Origin of the sequence: Kluyvera intermedia (assembly GCF_034424175.1) — a bacterium.
GTDB classification, from domain to species: Bacteria; Pseudomonadota; Gammaproteobacteria; order Enterobacterales; family Enterobacteriaceae; genus Kluyvera; species Kluyvera intermedia.
This window is the reverse complement of record NZ_CP139986.1, coordinates 1,798,373-1,820,505: the sequence shown is the minus strand read 5'-3', so window position 1 is coordinate 1,820,505 and position 22,133 is coordinate 1,798,373. Positions and strand designations below refer to the sequence as shown.

The following is a 22,133-nucleotide window of genomic DNA, read 5'->3' as shown; positions in this document are numbered from 1 at the left end:
TAGTCACTACCATCGCTTTCAATACGCACCATCGCGGTGTAAAACCACCTTCACGGTCTTAAACAGAATGGCAATATCATTCCAGAGCGTCCAGTTTTTAACATACCAGGAATCGAAATAGACGCGAGTGTCATAGTCAACATCATTACGGCCGCTAACCTGCCATAAGCCCGTCATTCCTGGCTTTGCCATCAAATAATAATCAACATCATCACAGTAGCGCTCAAGCTCATCAGAAATGATAGGTCGTGGGCCGACCAGACTCATTTCTCCTTTCAAAACATTGAACAATTGCGGTAACTCATCAAGGCTTGTTTTACGAATAAAACTGCCAACGGATGTGATGCGTGGATCATTTTTCAATTTAAAATCTTTATCCCACTCAGCCCTCGCCACAGGATCTTTGTCCAAAAGATCTTTTAGCACTTCCTGAGAGTTCATCACCATCGAGCGAAATTTATAGCATGGAAATAATTTACCATGACGCCCTACTCGCTGATGACCGTAAATTGCCGGACCGCCGTCACGCGTGACTTTGAACCAAAGATAGATCATAAGCGGCGACGTGATTAACAGAATCGTTAATGAACAAAGAATATCAAATGTACGCTTAATGAATCGAGAAGAACGTTTGGCAAGATTGTTCTGAATCCTTAGCAACATAACCTCATGGCTAAAGATAAAGGACATATCTGTGTTATATAATGGCAAACCACGAAACGAAGGAACCACGGTCACAGAACGGCAATTGTGTTTTGATAGTTCACGTAACCAGAAGTGTGTTTTATCTAGCTCGGTATATTCAAAAGCAAGAATATAATGAACATCACCAGTGCGCCTCAGGTTCCAGATGGTCTCAACATCTTTTATTACAGGCAATGAATTTATTTCAATATCGTGGGTCTGTGTGTCAAAAAAAGCCACAACATCAAATCCGGTGATGCTGCCAACTTACTGATTTAGTGTATGATGGTGTTTTTGAGGTGCTCCAGTGGCTTCTGTTTCTATCAGCTGTCCCTCCTGTTCAGCTACTGACGGGGTGGTGCGTAACGGCAAAAGCACTGCCGGACATCAGCGCTATCTCTGCTCTCACTGCCGTAAAACATGGCAACTGCAGTTCACTTACACCGCTTCTCAACCCGGTACGCACCAGAAAATCATTGATATGGCCATGAATGGCGTTGGATGCCGGGCAACCGCCCGCATTATGGGCGTTGGCCTCAACACGATTTTCCGCCATTTAAAAAACTCAGGCCGCAGTCGGTAACCTCGCGCATACAGCCGGGCAGTGACGTCATCGTCTGCGCGGAAATGGACGAACAGTGGGGATACGTCGGGGCTAAATCGCGCCAGCGCTGGCTGTTTTACGCGTATGACAGGCTCCGGAAGACGGTTGTTGCGCACGTATTCGGTGAACGCACTATGGCGACGCTGGGGCGTCTTATGAGACTGCTGTCACCCTTTGACGTGGTGATATGGATGACGGATGGCTGGCCGCTGTATGAATCCCGCCTGAAGGGAAAGCTGCACGTAATCAGCAAGCGATATACGCAGCGAATTGAGCGGCATAACCTGAATCTGAGGCAGCACCTGGCACGGCTGGGACGGAAGTCGCTGTCGTTCTCAAAATCGGTGGAGCTGCATGACAAAGTCATCGGGCATTATCTGAACATAAAACACTATCAATAAGTTGGAGTCATTACCTCAAATCCCATCATCTCTTCACTCTGCAAGGCAGAGTAAGCCCCTTGGGCATTTTGCCCAGATCCCAAGATAATCGTTTTTTTCTTCCAGATGCCCATTTTGTTGAGGAAACGTTTGGTCAGAGCTCTGAAAAGAGGCACCAAGATTAATGCAAAAGCCCAGCAAAAAACCCAAACATAACGCGAAAACTGCCATTTCGTAAATGCAATTAAGGCTAAATCAAACACGGCGAAAATGGCGATAGTACGGAAGATTTCTTTCAGTTCATACCAGAATGGTTTGCGGTAGGTATAATGTCGCAAGCGAACCCAGAACCACCCCACACAGACTATCGATAATATAAAATGCGAAATCACGCGGGTATCCATCTGCTCCTGGGGGACAAAACGCTGGACATCGTCAAAAATCAGATAGACACATCCTAATGATAACCACAACGCCACATTAAAAAAAACCAAGTCAGAAATGGCTAATAAAAGCTTACATAACTGTGGATTATACTTATTATCAATATTATCCATTTAATCCTCACCCTATGAATGGGTATTAGCAACCAGATAAAAGCTTAATTTAAACTACTGACATTTGTGAGTACTGTATCCACAATATCCTGCGCCAATTCTAGTGAATTGGCCTCGGCATAACAACGCAATTCAGGCGCATTCCCTGAAGGACGCAAATGTACAATACTTCCGCTACCAAGGGTTATTCTTATCCCATCCGTCGTATCCATTGAGTGCGCAACTTCTTCTCCCAAACCGATACGACTCAACAACAACTGCTGATTGACCGTTCCCATCTCAACCAAGCTGCGGCTTTTCTCAAGACTGATATTCTGTAATCGGTCAGAATGGGTATAACGATGAGGCAATGTCGTAACAAGACTACTAATATTTTTCTCACGGCTGCTGTAAAGGAGCATAATCGCAGGTAATACGGCATCGCGGGTCGGTAATGCACACAAAGTACGATCATTAATGGTGACATCACTTCCTAATAAAAAACCGCCATTGGCTTCGAACCCAACGATGCGGTCATAACACTGTGCCAACTCAGAAAAAGCTGCGATAACATAGGGGGAGCCGATTTTCGTTAGCTCCACATGCTTAAAGAAACAACCAGAAGAAATAATACTGTTACAGCTTACCGGAATAGCAACAGCATCTGCGAACAGGGCCTGCGAACACAACAACCCAAGAATATCCCCTCTCAACCACTGTCCTTTCTCATCAGAAATTAATGGCCGGTCACCATCGCCGTCGGTAGAAAAGATGGCATCAAGTTTGAAATGTTTTGCCCAATTACGCGCTTTTTCTCTGTCCTCTTCACTTACCGCTTCGGTATCTATAGGGACAAAACTGTCGCTTCGGTCCAGGCTTACTACTTCCGCCCCTAATGCATTGAATAAGGGCTTATAGAGATCGCGTCCCGCGCTGGAGTGCTCATAAATACCAATGCGCTTATTTTTCAAAAAAGGCGCAGGGAATAATGAAAGATAACGTGAAATGTAGTTTTCAGCAGCAACCGTTGAGATTGTCAGCTCTTTAACGATAAGCTGGTCACAGGATGCTTCAACATTCTGAATTGCCATTTCATCATCTTTGGTAATTTCACCATCAGGACGATAGAACTTTAGCCCATTGCGATCGAAAGGTATGTGGCTACCGGTCACCATGATCGCCGGAATGTTGTCAGCCATAGACTGTAGTGCTAAAGCAGGCGTTGGTATAACACCATAGAAAACCGTGTTGATACCTTTATCATTCAGCGCTGCAGCACAAGCTTGTGCCATCGCATAGCTACTCGGACGATTATCAATTGCCAGCGCTATCGCCTCGAATGAAAATTGTTGCTGCATAACAGCCACAAACGAAACGGTAAAAGCAGCGCACACGGCAGGCGTAAAATCGGTCACGAGACCGCGAGCACCACTGGTGCCAAAAGCGATACCCGATGTGCTAATCACATCGTGGCTGTTACTTACTGGACTCATCAAACCCATCCTCCAAAAATCCTGAACGCTGCTCCAGACGAATAATGTCATCCTCTCCAAGGTAAGAACCCGACTGGATTTCGATTAATTCTAATGCACGGATCCCTGGATTTTCTAACGCATGGATAGTTTCAAGTGGAATAAACGTAGACTCATTTTCCTTAACAATAAAAGTCTGTTCTCCTTTGGTAACCCGAGCCATACCAGAGACCACAATCCAATGTTCGGCACGATGATGGTGCATCTGCGCAACAAATTTCTCACCTGGTTTAACGGTGATCCGTTTAACCAGGTAATTTTCCCCACTATCGATGACGTTGTATTTACCCCATGGACGGAAAACTTCCAGATGCTGTTGACACTCGGCTCTGTTGTTTTGCTTTAAATGTTCTACGATTTTTTTTACATCTTGAACAGAATCTTTATTTGCAACTAATACGGCATCTGGTGTCTGAACAATAACGAGATTATTGATCCCTACTGTGCTCACAAAGGCATTTTCCGAATAGATGTAATTATCTTGACTATCATGCGCAAACACGTCGCCGTGTAAAACGTTTCTCTGCGGATCTTTAGTAGAAATATCCCATAATGAAGACCAGGAACCCACATCAGACCAGCCAGCACTCATCGGGACAACAACCGCATGCTGCGTATGTTCCATAACTGCATAATCTATTGAATCAGTCGGGCATGTGTTAAATGCCTCTTTATCAATTCGGATAAAATCAAGATCGGGATTAATATTCCCAACTGCTTTTTCACATGCGTAATATATTTCAGGTGATAACTGTTTAAGTTCATTCAGAAAACTGCTGGCACGGAATAAAAACATTCCGCTGTTCCAGTAATATTTTCCCGATTCAAAATACTGACAGGCCGTATCGAAATCAGGTTTCTCGACGAACTCGGCTACAGTATACGCTTGCTCACCAATTTCATCGCCTCTACGGATGTATCCATAACCCGTTTCGGCTTCCGTGGGAACAATACCAAAGGTCACAAGTTTACCCTGTTCAGCCAAGGGCTCTGCGTAGGTGATGGCTTGAATAAAGGCCACTTCATCGCGAATGACATGGTCTGCAGCAAGAATCAGTAAGAGAGGATCATCCCCTTCTGCCGTTTGAAGAACACTAAAAGCAGCAAGTGCGATCGCAGGCGCAGTATTTCGGCCCACAGGTTCAAGAATGATATTATTAGCGAGTTTATCGATAGCACGGAGTTGTTCAGCAACCAGGAAACGATGCTTATCATTACAGATGACAACTGGGTCTCCCGCTGACAATGGTGCTACCCGAGCTATTGTATTCTGTAGCATTGAGAACTTACCTTCAACGCTAAGAAACTGTTTAGGGTGACACTCACGAGAAAGTGGCCACAGGCGACTACCTGAACCGCCGGCCATAATTACTGGAAGAACAGACATTTATCTTATCTCTTTCGATTTAGAGCTCTGAATATTATTCCAGTAACTCTTATACATACTTAAAGAGCGGCAAAGAGGCAATGGAAGAGATTGCCAGCGCTTTCCGAGTTTATAGCCAAGAAGCTTTGCGAATGTGGTTAGCAATGCTCTTGGGATCCAAAGCGGTGCTCTTTTGAGGAGGAAGCGTATTTCTGACTTAACAAAACGAGCCCCTTCGCCGCTGGCACCACCAAAATCACGTTGGATCCAAGGATTACAGGCGTGAAATACACCGGTATCAAAATACCGCTGAAATTCTTCAAGCGGGGTATAGTTATGGGAATGTCTTACTGAGGCCTCAGCACAATAAGCAACCTTGTAGCCAGCCTGTATCATTTTCGCTGCCATGAACATATCTTCCGCGAGGATGTTATGCTCAGGAAACCCGCCTAAATTTTCAAAAATGGAGCGACGATAAGCAGCAAAAGAATTCGACATAAATACCGTTTTGATGCCGAAGGTTTGTATATCAGATTTACTCTTAATCTGTGAGGTCGAACTGTAATTGAAATTTCGAGCATGAACAGCTAGAGGATTTGCATCATGATGAGGCATCTGCCTCCCACAAGCGGCCGAAACACTCGAATCCTTAAATACATCGGTCATCTTAGCCAGTGCATCTTCATTATCAAAAATTGCATCTTGTGTCAGATAAATAACTAGCTCGCTTTCACTTGCATAAGACAACGCTCTGTTCCTTGAGCCTCCGTGATTAAACTCACTCGATGGGATTATTACTATTTTGCAATCAAATTTGCTGGCGATTTCTCGCGTATTATCCGTGGACGACGAATCGATTATAATTAATTCAGACGGTTGAATGGTTTGTTTTTGCAAAGCCAGGAACCACTCTTCCCACCTATCACCAGCATTAAAGGTTGGCACAATTAGAGTAAATGAAAACATTTTTTAATCCAACAGTTCTAATATTTTATTTCCAATATTCGATTTATCAACCACATAAAGATTTTTATGTGGTTGGATACCCTCGGCACCGACCTCCGTCGCAACGACCTTCGCACCAGCATCAAGTATCTGTAGGACTTTAATTTTTACCCCAGCACCATATAAAAGAGGTGCGATATTTAAATCAGCCTGGACAAATGCCGGAACGGGATCATCAACTGCACCAACAACATGAAGCCCGGGGATTATATTCTGCAACAATCTCAACGAACGCCGCGGTTGCAGACCTAGTACCCATAAATTGAGGCCCTTTCTTTGTTTTTTAAGTTTTATAAAGTGAAAGATAATGAACCAAACTATTGACCAGTGATTTTCCGAGCGTTTCATATTGCCAAAAAATACAAGATTAGATTTCCCGGAAAAAGATGGTAGAAGCGATGAAATTTCAACCGCATTATCAACTTGACCAACTTTCTGCTCACCCAGGTCAGCAACAACTACGGGCCCACGAAATCCTAACCGTTCAATCAACTCCTTATCCTTCAAGGACATTGTCGTTATATTAGTGAGTTTCATCAACAACCTGGTTTCAACTGACTCAACTAAGGGAAAGAATAAACGGTTTATTTTGGTACGACTAATGCGCTGAGAAACGATATCGTGAGCAAAATACTGAATATTCTTATGCTGAATATGCTCTGCGACACCGAGAACAGAGGGAAAATCAAGCCATACGGTATCATAGCTATTGCTATTTATTTTATGCTGAATCTCATGAATAAATGAAGGTGTTACTCTGGTATAAAACCATGGCGCCAGAAAACTTCCCTTTAAAAAATTAAATAGTAACCCTGAAAGCGTTTTGCCTTTCGACGTATGTTTTTCGGCATAACTCGTACACCGATCTACAAGCTCTTCATTTTTGCGTTGACCAGGGGGACTTAATACTATCACATCAACGGCATAACCTCGTGATAAAAATACCTTAAGATTATCACCGCAAATAGCTTCACCGGCCCCAATTGCACCTTTAGCCCCGGGATGGAAAGCGCTGACAAAAAGTACTGTATGCATCTCAATATTGACCATTTTTTTTAAGTGGAAGAAGCTTATAGATAAAATAGAAAAGCATCATAAAAATAAATAATAAAGATATATATTTTACACCATAAGTCATATCTTTTCTCATTGCAACGAATATTAATGAAACAATTGGGAATTGATATATTATTAGTCCACTACGTTTTGCCGCGCGATAAAAGATTATTAACATACAGCCGAGAATAAAACCATGTAGAAAAACACCTACATAACCTAGAGAATGGAATGCTTCAGTGAAAATAAACTGCCCACCCTTATCATCATAAAGATGCACTTCATTATTCTCAAACAGAGATTGTTTATTAAAACCAAAAATACCATAAAAGAATGCTGGGATAATAAATAACACAGGCGAGAACAGTTCCAATATACCACCAAAAGGAACGTTATCATGCAGATGAGTTCTTACTTCATTTGCTAATGTTGCCAAAGAAAAATGTGTCTCATACATAACAGCAAAAGGAATTGCAGTGAGAACACTACCACCTGATGTAGAAGTACTCTCACGTAAATACAAACCTAAACCTGCAATAAAAAGCATTCCTGCACAAATAGATATGATCTTTAAAATTCTTTTAAAACTAATTTTATAGTTAAATAAATAAAATGATATAAAACATAATATCAATAATATTAAATTCTCCCTTCTCCCTTGAATAAATATTGAAAAGAGAATAAACATTGCTAAGGTTATAATTAACTTATTCCCTTTTGTGTTTTTTATGTCTTTAGCCTGGACACTTGTCAGCAGTGCAAAAATTGATAGCAATCCAGAGGAAGAAATAAGAACATCTCTGGTTTCATTATCTGCACTTCCCTGATAGATTGGCGAATATGGTGTATTCAAAAATGCAATATATCCACCATAAGCTGTAACCCCCAGAAGGAACACCAATAGAGCTGAAACCATAAAGCATAAAGAGCAAAGATTTATGAATACAGGATTATTAAAATCTTTGATTCCAAAAATCTTGATTTTGGAAAATGAAGAATAACCAAAGAAAACACCAACTATTCCTATAATTGCAACGTAGATAACATCACTAACCGTATCAGAATATCCAAGAGCTCCTAATGGAGACAGCTGTGGGAATTGTAGGTAGAGAACACCACAAATTAAGTATAACCCTATAGCAAGAAACCAAACTAGTAACACCATAAAAACATCTCGTTTTAAATAATTATGAGAGGAATTTTTTAAGGATTGTTTTTAACATTCTATTATTTTTCAAGACACGGCTAAAAAAGCAGAATTTAAATACAAAAAAGGTCAAATATTCACTATGACCAAGCCTTTTATAAAAAGAAGAAATCACTTCCTTTTCTTCTCGGTCTCCATAGCATGAGATAGCTAAGGATGTATATAACCAGGGTCTTTCACGTAATAATATCTTTTCGAATTCCATCTGTAACATTTGATTGTTAGGATATAATGTATCCGACAATTTGAAATATCCAGAAAAATCAATTATTACTCTATTTGCCTTACCTTTATTTTCAAAACTGTCATTGTCTCCACGGCAAACAACTAGCGGCTTAGCTAAATAATGTAAACGACAACTTTGATTATTAAAAATATTCATCATGATAAAAACATGTGGGTATGATGACCCAATAAATGATTGATCAAAATCGACTGCAAACCATTTAGCCCTTTTAACAACTAAAGAACTTAAATAGCTAAATACACCGCCGATGGATAAACATCTTTTGAAATAATTAGTTCTATCTTTATCACTATCTAATATATATAATTCATCATAAGCACTGAGCCAATGCCGATGTGCATTTCTTAGCTCAGACAAATCGTACCCAGTTTCACTTCTGTCACACAGATATATATCTGCATTAGAATGAAGATAAGACTCTAATGTAATTAATGCATCATCAGCAAGCACATCATCACTACCAAATATCCAACAGTAATCACCCGTAGCAAGTGATACAGATGCAAGAAAATTTGTATCAGGCCCCAGATTTTCACTATTGCGATGGTAAACGATAGGAAAATTGAAATCCTCTCTCCAAATTTCAATCATGCTCTCAGTACCATCAGTTGATGCATTATCCGAAATGCATACCTCTATATCAAAATTTGGTTTCTTTTGATTATTAATACTTTTAAGTAATTCTTCTAAAAATTCTTTTCTATTATAAGTTGGTATACAAAATGAGACCATCATACAATCAACCTTTTTTTGCTTGTATAAAATAAGCCAGTGGAAGTCCCCAGAAAACAGTGACAGCAAAAGATATAATTAATCCAAGCAACACGCCATTAATGCCAAACATTTGTGAGAGATACCATTGAGATGCCCCCCCGACGATTGCCTGAAATGGCACTAATATCCAAAGCACCTTCAAATAATTCATGCTTTGCAATAACATTGCATAGGTATCACACCATACACGCAAACAAAAATAAATCGCAATTAGTATAAATGACATCATAGACATCTGATAATTCACATCTTTAGCTATTACTGAAAATAATATAACTTTAAAAGTGTAAATAAATATCGTGCACCCTATAACAAACAACGAACCAGTCGCTATGTTTATAGCAATCATTTTATTAAGCTTTTGCCATTGGTGTTTAATTCTTAACTCTGCACATATTGGCCATAATGCTTGTAACACTGCCGTATAGATGAAAAATACCAATCCAAAAACCTTCATTGTTACAGTATACTGTACGATATCTGTCGGTGTTAACCTCTGAGAGATGACAATATAATCCATTTGGAGCACTAATATTGATAATAAAGTAAAAATGAAGAAACCTGACGATCTACGCAGCAATACCATATAGTGAAACTTGCTTGCTTTAACATTTATTAATTTAATGTATCGATAAAGCAAATAACAGATGGAAATCAAACCAACAGGAAGGTACATTACAACCAATGAATATTTAATATCGATATTTATTTTTTCATAAAAAATATATAAAAGCCCAAACATACCAATCACATATGACAATGCGTTCAACAGATTAGCTTTCCAGCCAACTAATTCTGCAAAAAGAATCTTATACGCAATCGTGCCGATACCTATTGAACTGAAAACTAAACAAGCAATAAAAAAGATCTCTCTAGTCTCACCTTGCAAGGTGGTATAAAACGAGGAAAGATAACGCGAAGAGATAACCCCAGAGAAAGCATAAAAAAGCAATATAAAGAATAGAATTGCAAAAAAACTTAACTGTAAAGCAGCTTTAATAAAACCATTATAATTAATATTTTTAGCTCTACATTCAGAAATATAATTTTGAAGTCCTGTACCTATACCAAAATCAACAGCGCTACACCATACTAATAATCCTGTTAATAGACTAAATGCTGCGTACTTTTCTTCACCTAGTATTGATAAAAGATAAGAAATGCTAGCAACCTGGACTCCGGCGATTACTATTTTTGATAACCATGATGAGCCAGCGATAATTAAGTGATTTGGGATTTTTAACAATTTAAATTTCACTATTCCGTTAATCTACATCACACACTTTGCCTAATGACGAATAATTAAAAATCATTCAACAATCACTTAAGTTGTGTATTTTCTAGCAACTTTCGTATGCCGAGTTTAAAATCGAATTTTGGCTTCCAACCTAACTTAACTAAATCATTATTATTAGCAGTAGAATACATTATCTCATTTTCTCGTTGTGGCAAAGCACCAAAATCAAATGTTCCTCGTGAACCGGGTACTAAATGCTGCAAATGAATAAGAAAATCTTGAAGACTAACACCATAGCCTGTACCTACCTGATATTCAACATATGAAGGAATATCATTTATTTTTTCTAAAACAGTTAAATATGCAGCGACAACATCATCGACATAAACAAAATCTCGGACTTGCATACCAGAGGTACATTTTATATCTAATTGGCCATCAATTAATTGTGATAATATGTACGGAATAAATTTCCCTTCACCATCTCCGGGGCCATAAACATGCTCTAAGCGCATATTTACAAATGAAATATCATGAAGCTCGCTATAATACTGCCCTATTGCAGCAAAGTGTTTTTTGGTTATTATATATGGTTGCATATATCGATACGAAAATTCTTTTTTAGAGAAAAAACTATCCGTATTTATGAATGCATTGGCTTTATACTTAACAGCCAAATCAAGTAACTTAAGAGGCTTTACAACATTACTGTCCTCCACCTCTACTAATGATGATAAATTTCTTCCATATTCTGTTGCTAAATGTATAACAGCAATAAACGTTGAATCAATTAGATATTCGGCTAATAGTGACTCAACTTTTTCCCAATCACACCATTTGACATCGGATAAGTTTGAATCATCATTTCTCAAAACATTGCGAGTGATTGCGATAACAAATATACCTGACAACTGCAAAGCTTCGAGCATATGCTTACCGATAAAGCCAGATGCTCCACTTACAACTACAATTTTTTTTCTATTCATCATCACAATCACCAAACTTAATAAATTTACTTAGAAATTCAAACCAAAGAATTCTTCAAATTTACTTACTACATAATCCAAATGTTCTGTAGTAAGCCCTGGATAAATACCAATCCAGAACGTTTGATTCATAATACGGTCCGTATTTTTTAACTCACCCACTACGCGATACTTAACGTTCGCGAAGTATGGCTGGCGAGTGAGATTACCGGCGAACAGCAGGCGTGTACCGATTTTAGCTTCATCAAGGAACTTCACTAAATCAATACGTTCCACGCCGCTAGTCTCTTTAAGCGTGATAGGGAAACCAAACCAGGATGGATCAGATTTTTCTGTGGCTTCTGGTAACTCAAGAAACTCAGCACAAGATTGTAAGCCTTGCTTAAGATAGACAAAGTTCTCTTTTCGCTTTTGTACAAATTCTTCCACGCGTTCTAGCTGTGCCAGACCACATGCTGCCTGCATATCCGTAATTTTCAGGTTATAACCCAAATGAGAATATGTGTATTTGTGATCGTATCCGAACGGTAAAGAACCAAGTTGCTGACCAAAACGTTTGCCACAGGTATTGTCACAGCCAGGCGCACAGTAACAATCACGTCCCCAGTCACGGAAAGATTCAATCAATTTCTTTAACTCACCTGATTTTGTGAAGACAGCACCGCCCTCTCCCATCGTAATATGGTGTGCCGGATAGAAACTCACTGTGCCAATATCACCAAATGTGCCAACCATCTGACCATCATACGTTGATCCAAGGGCATCACAGCAGTCTTCGATTAACCAAAGGTTATATTTATCCGCAATGCGACGAACTTCAGTTAAATCAAACGTATTGCCTAATGTGTGTGCAATCATGATCGCTTTTGATTTTTCACTCACGGCAGCTTCAATAAGTGAAGCGTCAACATTATAGGTAGGGATATCCACATCAACAAAGACTGGAATCAATCCATTCTGGATTGCTGGGTTAACAGTCGTAGGAAAGCCTGCTGCAACGGTAATAACTTCATCACCTGGCTTCAATGCACGATCGCCTAATTTTGGTGAGGTCAAGGCAGTTAACGCTAACAAGTTTGCTGATGAACCCGAAGTCGTTGTTAGTACATGAGGTACACCAATAAACTCACCGAGTTTCTTTTCAAAAGCATCATTAAAACGGCCTGTTGTAAGCCACCCATCTAATGATGCTTCAACCATAAGCTGTAATTCTTTAGCACCGATTACCTTTCCTGAAGGTGGTACAACACTCACACCTGCATTAAAAGGTTTTGGGCTTAATGCCTCATCAGCATACTCAGCAACGAGTTTGGAAATTTGTTCACGCAGGTTTTTTGCTGCCATTGCTATAATTCCTGTATTTATCTATTTTAACTAAAAGTTTTAGTGGCCATGTAATCATGGATTTCACGTTTCGAATAATCCATCATATCCGCTCCGTTTATCCATGCTTTGTGCCATTTAACAATACGACCAAGTGTTTCAACTAGCGCCCATCTAGGGTGCCAATCTAATTGCATATGTGCTTTTGAACAGTCTAGTTTGAGATAGTGTGCCTCATGTGGATGATCCTGCCCATCCAACAACCAGCTAGCCCCCTCGCCCCACAACATAACCATCTTATCAACAATAAACTCAACCGTTTTAGCATCCTCTTCACGAGGACCGAAATTCCAGCCTTCAGAGTATTTAGCACCGTCATTGTAGAGCTTTTGGGCAACCACAATATACCCTGAGAGAGGTTCAAGCACATGTTGCCATGGACGAATGGAGTGAGGATTACGAATAACAACCTGCTGGTTATTTTCAAAAGAACGTAAAATATCGGGAATTAGACGATCTTCCGCCCAATCACCACCACCAACAACGTTTCCTGCTCTAACCGAAGCAAGGCCAACACCATGCTTAGCATAGTTTTGAGGATTAAAAAATGAACTACGAAATGCAGAAGCGACTAATTCAGCACATCCCTTGCTATTAGAGTATGGGTCATAACCGCCCATTGCTTCGTTTTCACGGTAACCCCAAACCCACTCACGATTTTCATAGCATTTATCGCTGGTGATATTGACAACAGCCTTAATACCGCCAACCTGCTTTACTGCTTCGAGTAAATGCACAGTGCCCATAACATTCGTTGAATAAGTTTCAATAGGCTCTTTATAAGACAGCCTTACAAGAGGCTGTGCTGCCATATGGAAAATAATTTCTGGCTTAAAAGACGCTATCGAGTTCCGTAATTTTTCAAAATCACGAATATCGCCAATATCCGACTCCATCAGCGAACTGATTTTAGCAGTGTCAAATAAACTTGGGGATGTTGGGGCGTCAAGGGAATACCCCTTTAACGTTGCGCCCATTTCACTTAGCCAAAGAGCAAGCCAGCCTCCTTTAAATCCCGTATGACCGGTAATGAATACACGCTTACCCTTCCAGAAGCTATTATCAATCATGTTCACTCCCAAGTTTTCCAAGGGGCTGTCCCTTTTTCCCACAAACCTTCAAGATACGTTTTATCACGCAGCGTATCCATTGGCTGCCAGAATCCCGCATGTTCATAGGCCATAAGCTCACCCTGTTTCGCCAATGTCATCAATGGCTCTTGTTCCCAGGTGGTCGCATCATTTTCAATGAGGTCTATTACTGAAGGATGCAGAACAAAGAAACCACCGTTAATCATTGCACCATCACCTTTTGGTTTTTCCTGGAATGATTGAACCTGGCCACCTCGGATATCCAGCGCGCCAAAGCGTCCCGGAGGGAAAGTCGCCGTCAAGGTCGCTTTTTTGCCATGAGCTTTATGAAAATCAATTGTCGCTCGGATATCGATATCTGCAACGCCATCACCATAAGTAAACAGAAAAGCTTCATCATTTTTTACATATTCGGCCACACGCTTTAAACGTCCGCCAGTCATAGATGAATCACCTGTATCAACCAATGTAATGTTCCATGGCTCAACTCGTTTATGGTGAACTTCCATACGATTCTCAGCCATATGGAATGTCACATCAGACATATGCAGAAAATAATTAGCAAAATATTCTTTGATTACGTAACCTTTATAGCCACAGCAGATAATAAAATCCTTAATGCCGTGGGCTGAATACATTTTCATAATATGCCAAAGAATCGGCTTACCACCAATTTCAACCATTGGTTTTGGTTTTACTATTGTTTCTTCACTTAATCTGGTACCCAGTCCACCAGCCAAAATCACCGCTTTCATACTTAACCCTCTATTTTATTTAGATGCGGTAAAAGCATCAGAATAGAAATTATCAACTGACATTTGTTTGGATAGAAAATCTTTTTTGCTTGCATCGATCATAACCGGCGAACCGCAGGCATAAATATCAAATAGCTCAAGTGAATCAAAATCTTCCATTACAGCATGGTGAACAAAGCCTTTACGCCCATTCCAGGTGGGATCATCACAGGATACCACAGGAACGAAATGAACATTTTCAAACTTATCATTTAACTCTTGCGGTAATGCAGAATAAAAATCTTTGGGCAAAGGCATACCCCAATAGATATAGATTTCACGAGCTGATGAATTTTCCACCAAGTACTCAACCATGGCTTTAACTGGAGCAAATCCAGTACCACCTGCGATAAAGATAATTGGACGGGCATTTTCTCTAATAAAGAATGTTCCACATGGGCCTTCGATACGCATCAGAGTATTGACTTGCAGCTCACTGAAAATTAATGAACTCATTTGACCATTGGGAACATTTCTAATGTGCAACTCAATCCCATCAACTCCATTGCTATTGGCAATAGAATAGCTACGCGTTACGCCTTTATACATTAGGTTAATATATTGCCCTGGGAGAAAATTCATTTTTGCGGCAGGAGGCAAGCGAAGAGTCAATTTCATTACATCAGCAGAGACAAGGTCAATACTATTTACTTTACAGGGGACAATTTTCTTCACCTGTCCTTGCAATTCAGGATAGTATAGTGCCTGCAACTGTAGATTACTCTTTGGTTTACAAGTACAGGTCAGGACTTTATCCCCTTGCACATACACGGTTCCCTGCGGATCTTCGGCTTCTCCTGCAAGTAATGTCGACTCACAAACCCCACAATCCCCGTTTCTGCAGCTGTGCTCCAGATGTATACCTACAGCCAGCGCAGAATCGAGAATTGATGAACTTTCTTCTCCAGTGAATTCAATATTAGATGGAAAAATTTTGATTAGATGCGACACTTTTTTTACTCAAATAAAGAAATTTGTTTTAACAATGGAGCAATCGCATCTTTTTCTGAAAGTTCAGGATGCTGTGTTATCGGCCATTCGATACCAATTGCGTCATCACTCCACAATATACTGCCTTCAGCAGATGGCGTATAATAATTAGTTGCTTTATAAAGGAATTCAGCATTTTCGCTCAGAGTAACGAAACCATGCGCAAAACCTTCAGGAATCCATAGTTGTTTTTTATTTTCTGCTGAAAGATGTACGCCGATCCACTTTCCAAACGTCGGAGAACTTGTGCGAATATCAACTGCGACATCAAAAACTTCACCCAGAGTGCAGCGCACCAATTTACCTTGCGCATACTCTCCTTTTTGAAAATGCAAACCCCTCAATACCCCTTTGCGAGATTTAGAATGGTTATCTTGCACAAAAGATATGTTGCGCCCAACTGCTTCTTCAAAAATTCTATAATTAAAACTTTCGAAAAAGAATCCCCTGTCATCGCCAAATACTTTCGGTTCAAAAATTAAAACGTCTGGAATTGCTGTTTTAATCACATTCATTTTTAAAAACCTTTAATCATTCTTATAAGGTATTTACCGTAATCATTCTTTGACAAGGGTTCTGCAAGCTTTGTAACCTGCCCAGCATCAATGAACCCCTTACGATAAGCAATCTCTTCCGGACAGGAGACTTTCAGTCCTTGCCGCTCTTCAATCGTGGCAATAAAGTTACTGGCTTCAATCAGACTTTGGTGTGTACCTGTGTCTAGCCATGCATAGCCACGCCCCATCATCGCAACGGACAAACGTCCCTGCTCCATATAGATTCGATTGATATCAGTAATTTCCAGCTCACCACGAGCGGAAGGCTTTAAATTTTTGGCCAGCTCAACTACATCATTGTCATAGAAATATAAACCGGTAACCGCATAATTACTTTTAGGCTCCAGAGGTTTTTCTTCAAGACTGATAGCTGTTCCATTCTTATTGAATTCAACAACTCCGTAGCGTTCCGGGTCCTTAACATGATATGCAAATACGGTTGCGCCATTTTCTTGATTAACAGCTGAATCCATTAATTTAGGCAGATCATGACCATAAAAGATATTATCGCCTAGCACTAATGCGCAGTCATCATTTCCGATAAACTTCTCGCCAATGATAAATGCCTGAGCCAAGCCGTCCGGAGTAGGTTGTATTTTATAGTGAAGATTGAGTCCCCACTGACTGCCGTCGCCTAATAATTGTTCGAAACGCGGTGTGTCCTGTGGCGTGCTAATGATCAGAATATCACGGATCCCAGCCAGCATCAGGGTTGAAAGCGGATAATAGATCATTGGCTTGTCATAAATGGGTAACAGCTGCTTGCTGACCGCCATAGTTACCGGATATAAACGTGTGCCAGATCCGCCAGCTAAAATAATGCCTTTACGGGTTTTCATTTTATTATCTCTTTATACGTAATAATACCCGATTGCGGGTACTCACATTATGTTCAGATTGCTGTTCCAGAAAATAATTCGTTCAGCATACGTTTAACGCCACTTTCCCAATGAGGAAGAACAAGCTGGAAGCTACTCTGGAATTTTTCAGTGTTAAGACGAGAATTATTGGGACGACGAGCTGGTGTTGGGTAAGCGCTACTCGGGACTTCATTTAACCGATTGATTGCTAGTTCGACGCCTGCTTTCCTAGCTTCAGCAAAGACCAGTGCGGCATAGTCGTACCATGTAGTCACACCATCCGCAACAAGATGATAGAGACCAGCAACCTCATGATTTTTCAACGCAATTCGAATAGCGTGAGCGGTACAATCTGCCAGCAACTCCGCACCAGTCGGTGCGCCATACTGATCGTTAATGACAGAAAGTTCCGTCCTCTCTTTAGCCAGACGTAGCATGGTTTTTGCAAAGTTATTACCTTTACCGGCATAAACCCAGCTGGTACGAAAGATAAGGTGTTTTGGGCAATGCTCTTTTAGTGCTCTTTCACCAGCCAGTTTTGTTTCTCCGTAAACATTCAACGGCGCTGTAGCATCATCTTCAGACCACGGTGTCTCACCAGTGCCTGGGAAAACGTAATCAGTTGAGTAATGAACCACCCAAGCACCCGTTTCAGCCGCTGCTTTGGCAATTGCCTCTACGCTTTTCGCATTAAGTAATAAGGCAAACTCTGCTTCTGCTTCAGCTTTATCTACAGCAGTATGCGCAGCGGCATTCACTATCACGTCTGGACGTATTTTTCGTACGGTTTCGGCCACACCTTCAGGATCGCTAAAATCTCCGCAGTAATCGCTTGAATGCACATCAAGAGCAATTATATTTCCCAGAGGGGCGAGTGCCCGTTGAAGCTCCCAGCCGACTTGTCCATTTTTCCCAAACAGTAAAATATTCATTACTGGCGTTCTCCATAATTCTGTTCTATCCAGGTCTTGTAAGCTCCACTTTTTACATTCTCAACCCATTGGGTATTGCTCAAGTACCATTGAACTGTTTTACGAATCCCGCTTTCAAAAGTTTCAAGCGGCTTCCAGCCAAGCTCATCACTGATTTTCCCGGCATCAATTGCATAGCGACGATCGTGTCCCGGACGGTCAGTTACATAGGTGATCTGGTCACGATACGATCCCTCTTTCGGTACAATCTCATCGAGCAGGTCGCAGATAGTGTGAACCACATCCAGGTTCTGTTTTTCGTTGTGGCCCCCGATATTATAGGTTTCGCCAATTTCACCCTGGGTTACCACGGTGTACAACGCACGGGCATGATCTTCGACATATAGCCAATCGCGGATTTGGTCACCCTTGCCGTAGATTGGCAATGCCTTGCCTTCAAGCGCATTCAGAATCACCAGCGGGATTAGTTTTTCCGGGAAGTGGTACGGGCCATAGTTGTTTGAGCAGTTGGTAACAATGGTCGGGAAACCATAGGTCCGAAGCCATGAGCAGACGAGGTGATCACTGGAAGCCTTAGAGGCAGAATATGGGCTGCTCGGTGCGTAGGCTGTGTTTTCGGTAAACAGCGGCAACGTGGTACCCGTTACTACTTCATCCGGATGCGGCAGGTCGCCGTAGACTTCATCCGTTGAAATATGATGGAAACGGAACGCTGCTTTTTTCTCATCATTCAGACCGCCCCAATAGCTGCGAGCAGCCTCAAGCAGCACATAGGTGCCAACAATATTTGTTTCAATAAAGGCGGCAGGCCCAGTAATGGAGCGGTCTACGTGACTTTCTGCGGCAAGATGCATAACAGCATCCGGCTGATGCTCAGCAAAAATTTTCGCCATTTGGTCAGCATTGCAAATATCTGCATGCTCAAAGCTATAGCGTTCGCTATTGTCAACCTCGGCCAGAGATTCGAGGTTACCTGCATAGGTTAATTTATCAACATTAACCACAACGTCAGAAGTATTAATGATAATATGTCTTACGACTGCAGACCCGATAAAACCTGCACCACCAGTGACCAGAATTTTCACGTTTTTTTCCGCTTTAGAACTCATTCAAATTAGAGATTATTGGTTTTGGAAAATGACTATCAATTTCACTGACATTAATTTGACGCATGCTACCGCCCCTGGCTCAACAGCTACCAGTGCACTGCATAAAAAGTCATGCATCTCAAACTTACTGAACGGCTATTTATACCGCTCATAATGCCAAAAATAATCCAGTATTGTGGTCTCAATTGCACGGCAAAACAAGGAAAAAAACTAGCATCATGCGAAAATTTCCATGCCAAAACCATCAATTTTAGTTATTGATTTTAAATGAAAAAACGACAGGGAAATAAGTATCTACTGAGTGTTCAGTACCATTATTTCATCTGTCGTTTTTTGCTCATCTGAGTACTATAAAATTGTGCCGATATTCTTAGTCTGTCAGCATCTGCTCAATCCCTTTCCGGAACTTAGCCCCATCCTTCAAATTCCGTAACCCATACTGCACAAACGCCTGCATATACCCCATCTTCTTCCCGCAGTCGTAGCTCTCGCCCGTCATCAGCATCGCATCAACCGACTGTTTTTTAGCCAGTTCCGCAATCGCATCGGTCAGTTGAATACGGCCCCATGCGCCAGGCACGGTTTTCGCAAGCTCTTCCCAGATATCAGCCGCAAGCACATAACGCCCTACCGCCATCAAATCGGAGTCCAGTTCCTGTGGCTGATCCGGTTTTTCGATAAAATCAACAATACGGCTGACTTTACCTTCGGCATCCAAAGGATCTTTGGTTTTGATCACAGAGTATTCAGACAGGTCACCCGGCATACGTTTAGCCAACACCTGGCTACGGCCGGTCTCATTGAAACGCGCGACCATGGCAGCAAGGTTGTAACGAAGCGGATCTGCAGACGCGTTATCCAGAACGATGTCTGGCAGGACAACCACAAACGGGTTGTTGCCAACAATGGGCTGCGCGCAAAGGATTGAGTGTCCCAGACCCAGCGGTTGGGCCTGACGGACGTTCATGATGGTAACACCCGGTGGACAGATAGCCTGAACTTCCGCCAGAAGCTGACGTTTCACGCGCATTTCGAGCAGCGCTTCAAGTTCATACGAGGTGTCGAAGTGGTTTTCCACAGAGTTTTTTGATGCGTGGGTCACCAGAACGATTTCTTTGATACCAGCAGCAACCACTTCGTCAACGATGTATTGAATCATTGGCTTATCGACGATCGGCAGCATCTCTTTAGGGATTGCCTTTGTGGCGGGTAACATATTCATACCCAAACCCGCTACCGGAATGACTGCTTTCAAATTAACCATTATCTTGTCCACCTATATTCGGTTGCTGAATTATAGCGATTAACCGTGTTTAATCCACTTTGTTTTGTCATATTACTGATTCGGGTAGGCTAGATCTCGGGGTGTTGTCTGAGAATGACGTAAATTATCGTACTCCACGCTGCGGCAGCGCAAAGTTTAGACGCTCAGTGTTGACAACCTGTTGATCGATATGGTCAATATCCACCGATGACTGCCCTTTCTCGTTCACTGCGGTGACGTTCGCCAGCGACAGCAGCGTGTCATCACGCGCCATGAACTTTCCACGAACGTCTTTACGCATGTCAAAGTTGATTTGTAGCGCTGGCCCGCGCGCTGACTCTTGCATTACATTGATATTACGTAAGAAAAAGTGCTGAGGTTTATTATGAATCTCCAGTGATGCGTGCTTCATAGTGAGGTTGGTGATAGAAACGAATGAAGGATTATTGCCTGATGAAATCTGGATACCCCGGACCTTATAGGCCAGCTTGCTATTATCAAGCTGTATATTATTTAATCGGAAATTCTGCGGGATCGACAAATAGTTCCCTTTGATAACACCGTAGCCAATAAGCATTCCCGCGCTATTAACCATATCGACACCATCAATAACAAAATTATCACACCCATATATTGCTACCGTTGCGTTATCTATTCCCGCCTTCTTACTGAAGTCCGGCGTAATATTGCTGGCCTTGACATTGCGGATGATAAAATGCTTTCCATTCTCCACATGTACCAGCTGGCGACAGTTACTCCCGGTGATATTGGCGACGACAAAGTTTTTGACCGCCTGCTCTTCCGGATAGCCATTATCGTATGTGCTGCCCGCAAGTCCAATGCCGATACCCCAATTCACCTTACCGTTGGTACAGTCGATATGGTCAATAACATGATCGGAGATCAGGATGTTGCGGTCATTAATCGCCACGTTCCACTCGATAGCGTCGCCCTGCAGGTAGCTGAAGTGGCAATGGGTAATATTGACGTCAACCCACTGGTTGTGGAACCCCTGGCGGAGAATGCCGTAATTGGCTTTGGTGATAGTCAGGCGAGTAATCGTGAGGTTACGCATCTGACGTTTGTCTTTGCCGCCGATAAAAATCTGCGTCACCGGGCCGTAACCGCTCATCGTCAGGCCGGCGATAGTGCAATCCCCCCCGCGCACATCAAGGGTGATGTTGTATAAGCTTGCCGCGCCGCTGCCAATAATCTGGCACCCTTTTTGTAAAATAAAGCGTCCCCGGCCATTGCCTTTCAGGCTACCAGCCACGTGCAGCGTTTTTCCCGGCGGCAGGGTAATTGCCGTGTTGATATTATCGCAGATGACCTCTGCGGGCACGGTCACGCTATCAGCCTGGCGAAACGCCTCATTAAATGCGCGGATCCAATCACCGTTATCCACAAAATCGCGAATATCGGCCGTCGTGCTCTTTCCTGCCGCTGCGCGTGCGGCAGCGACAGGAAGAACGGGCAGTGCAGCGGCAAGCGTTGCGCCTGCCGTCAGGAAATAACGTCGGGTTAAGGTATGCATCAAGC

19 protein-coding genes and 2 pseudogenes are annotated in these 22,133 nt (G+C 41.8%); 1 reads left to right on the top strand and 20 read right to left on the bottom strand.

Going from position 1 to position 22,133, the window contains the following annotated elements; all coding sequences use genetic code 11:
• Positions 1-18 precede the first annotated feature (18 nt).
• Positions 19-936, bottom strand: a pseudogene (gene wbaP, locus U0026_RS08650) (undecaprenyl-phosphate galactose phosphotransferase WbaP); the annotation flags it as partial.
• 55 nt (positions 937-991) lie between these two features.
• On the opposite strand from wbaP, the gene U0026_RS08645 reads away from it, so the two are divergent.
• Positions 992-1,689 (top strand): IS1-like element IS1B family transposase gene (locus tag U0026_RS08645; RefSeq protein WP_223364178.1). Its coding sequence is split into 2 segments (ribosomal slippage): positions 992-1,241 and positions 1,241-1,689, totalling 699 coding nucleotides; the frame shifts between segments, so codons are not numbered across the junction.
• Positions 1,690-1,697: 8 nt separating this feature from the next.
• Here U0026_RS08645 and U0026_RS08640 read toward each other — a convergent pair.
• From U0026_RS08640 to wcaM, 19 genes and pseudogenes are all read right to left on the bottom strand, one after another.
• A pseudogene (locus U0026_RS08640) lies at positions 1,698-2,225 on the bottom strand (UDP-phosphate galactose phosphotransferase); the annotation flags it as partial.
• Positions 2,226-2,269: 44 nt separating this feature from the next.
• Positions 2,270-3,697, bottom strand: coding sequence for a phosphomannomutase (locus U0026_RS08635; protein WP_062778305.1), 1,428 nt, complete (start codon positions 3,695-3,697; stop codon positions 2,270-2,272).
• Entirely contained in the window at positions 3,681-5,123 is a 1,443-nt protein-coding gene (locus tag U0026_RS08630; RefSeq protein WP_062778307.1) for a mannose-1-phosphate guanylyltransferase/mannose-6-phosphate isomerase, read from the bottom strand. Before U0026_RS08630 ends, U0026_RS08635 begins: the two co-directional genes overlap by 17 nt.
• On the bottom strand, positions 5,124-6,068 hold the full coding sequence (locus U0026_RS08625) for a glycosyltransferase family 2 protein (RefSeq protein WP_062778308.1): 945 nt from the start codon (positions 6,066-6,068) through the stop codon (positions 5,124-5,126). It abuts the gene before it with no gap.
• A 3-nt stretch (positions 6,069-6,071) separates the two neighbouring features.
• Positions 6,072-7,142, bottom strand: a complete 1,071-nt coding sequence (locus U0026_RS08620) for a glycosyltransferase (RefSeq protein ID WP_241973966.1) — start codon at positions 7,140-7,142, stop codon at positions 6,072-6,074.
• Between the two features lies 1 nt (position 7,143).
• On the bottom strand, positions 7,144-8,328 hold the full coding sequence (locus U0026_RS08615) for an O-antigen polymerase (RefSeq protein WP_062778312.1): 1,185 nt from the start codon (positions 8,326-8,328) through the stop codon (positions 7,144-7,146).
• A 22-nt stretch (positions 8,329-8,350) separates the two neighbouring features.
• The gene (locus U0026_RS08610) at positions 8,351-9,352 is read right to left on the bottom strand and encodes a glycosyltransferase family 2 protein (RefSeq protein WP_062778314.1); all 1,002 of its coding nucleotides are present in this window, start codon (positions 9,350-9,352) and stop codon (positions 8,351-8,353) included.
• Positions 9,353-9,356: 4 nt separating this feature from the next.
• A complete protein-coding gene (locus tag U0026_RS08605; protein WP_082806337.1) occupies positions 9,357-10,649 on the bottom strand; it encodes an MATE family efflux transporter in 1,293 nt (430 codons plus the stop codon).
• Positions 10,650-10,711: 62 nt separating this feature from the next.
• Positions 10,712-11,617, bottom strand: a complete 906-nt coding sequence (locus tag U0026_RS08600) for an NAD-dependent epimerase/dehydratase family protein (protein WP_062778318.1) — start codon at positions 11,615-11,617, stop codon at positions 10,712-10,714.
• Positions 11,618-11,644: 27 nt separating this feature from the next.
• A complete protein-coding gene (gene rfbH / locus U0026_RS08595) occupies positions 11,645-12,958 on the bottom strand; it encodes a lipopolysaccharide biosynthesis protein RfbH (protein ID WP_062778319.1) in 1,314 nt (437 codons plus the stop codon).
• A 26-nt stretch (positions 12,959-12,984) separates the two neighbouring features.
• Positions 12,985-14,067 carry a CDP-glucose 4,6-dehydratase gene (gene rfbG, locus U0026_RS08590; RefSeq protein ID WP_062778321.1) on the bottom strand — a complete coding sequence of 361 codons (1,083 nt, stop codon included), beginning with the start codon at positions 14,065-14,067 and terminating at the stop codon, positions 12,985-12,987.
• A gap of 2 nt (positions 14,068-14,069) precedes the next feature.
• Complete coding sequence (gene rfbF, locus U0026_RS08585; protein WP_062778322.1) at positions 14,070-14,843, bottom strand: glucose-1-phosphate cytidylyltransferase; 774 nt, start codon at positions 14,841-14,843, stop codon at positions 14,070-14,072.
• Between the two features lie 15 nt (positions 14,844-14,858).
• Entirely contained in the window at positions 14,859-15,833 is a 975-nt protein-coding gene (locus tag U0026_RS08580) for a CDP-6-deoxy-delta-3,4-glucoseen reductase (RefSeq protein WP_062778324.1), read from the bottom strand.
• A gap of 5 nt (positions 15,834-15,838) precedes the next feature.
• Positions 15,839-16,387 (bottom strand): dTDP-4-dehydrorhamnose 3,5-epimerase, encoded by a 549-nt coding sequence (gene rfbC / locus U0026_RS08575; RefSeq protein WP_062778326.1) that lies wholly within the window; start codon positions 16,385-16,387, stop codon positions 15,839-15,841.
• A 2-nt stretch (positions 16,388-16,389) separates the two neighbouring features.
• A complete protein-coding gene (gene rfbA, locus U0026_RS08570; protein ID WP_062778327.1) occupies positions 16,390-17,268 on the bottom strand; it encodes a glucose-1-phosphate thymidylyltransferase RfbA in 879 nt (292 codons plus the stop codon).
• A gap of 53 nt (positions 17,269-17,321) precedes the next feature.
• Positions 17,322-18,221, bottom strand: a complete 900-nt coding sequence (gene rfbD / locus U0026_RS08565) for a dTDP-4-dehydrorhamnose reductase (protein WP_062778329.1) — start codon at positions 18,219-18,221, stop codon at positions 17,322-17,324.
• Positions 18,221-19,306, bottom strand: a complete 1,086-nt coding sequence (rfbB, locus tag U0026_RS08560; protein ID WP_062778347.1) for a dTDP-glucose 4,6-dehydratase — start codon at positions 19,304-19,306, stop codon at positions 18,221-18,223. The genes rfbD and rfbB overlap by 1 nt, the downstream gene beginning before the upstream one ends.
• 394 nt (positions 19,307-19,700) lie before the next feature.
• The gene (galF, locus tag U0026_RS08555; protein ID WP_062778330.1) at positions 19,701-20,594 is read right to left on the bottom strand and encodes a UTP--glucose-1-phosphate uridylyltransferase GalF; all 894 of its coding nucleotides are present in this window, start codon (positions 20,592-20,594) and stop codon (positions 19,701-19,703) included.
• A gap of 124 nt (positions 20,595-20,718) precedes the next feature.
• Entirely contained in the window at positions 20,719-22,131 is a 1,413-nt protein-coding gene (wcaM, locus tag U0026_RS08550; RefSeq protein WP_241973965.1) for a colanic acid biosynthesis protein WcaM, read from the bottom strand.
• Positions 22,132-22,133 lie beyond the last annotated feature (2 nt).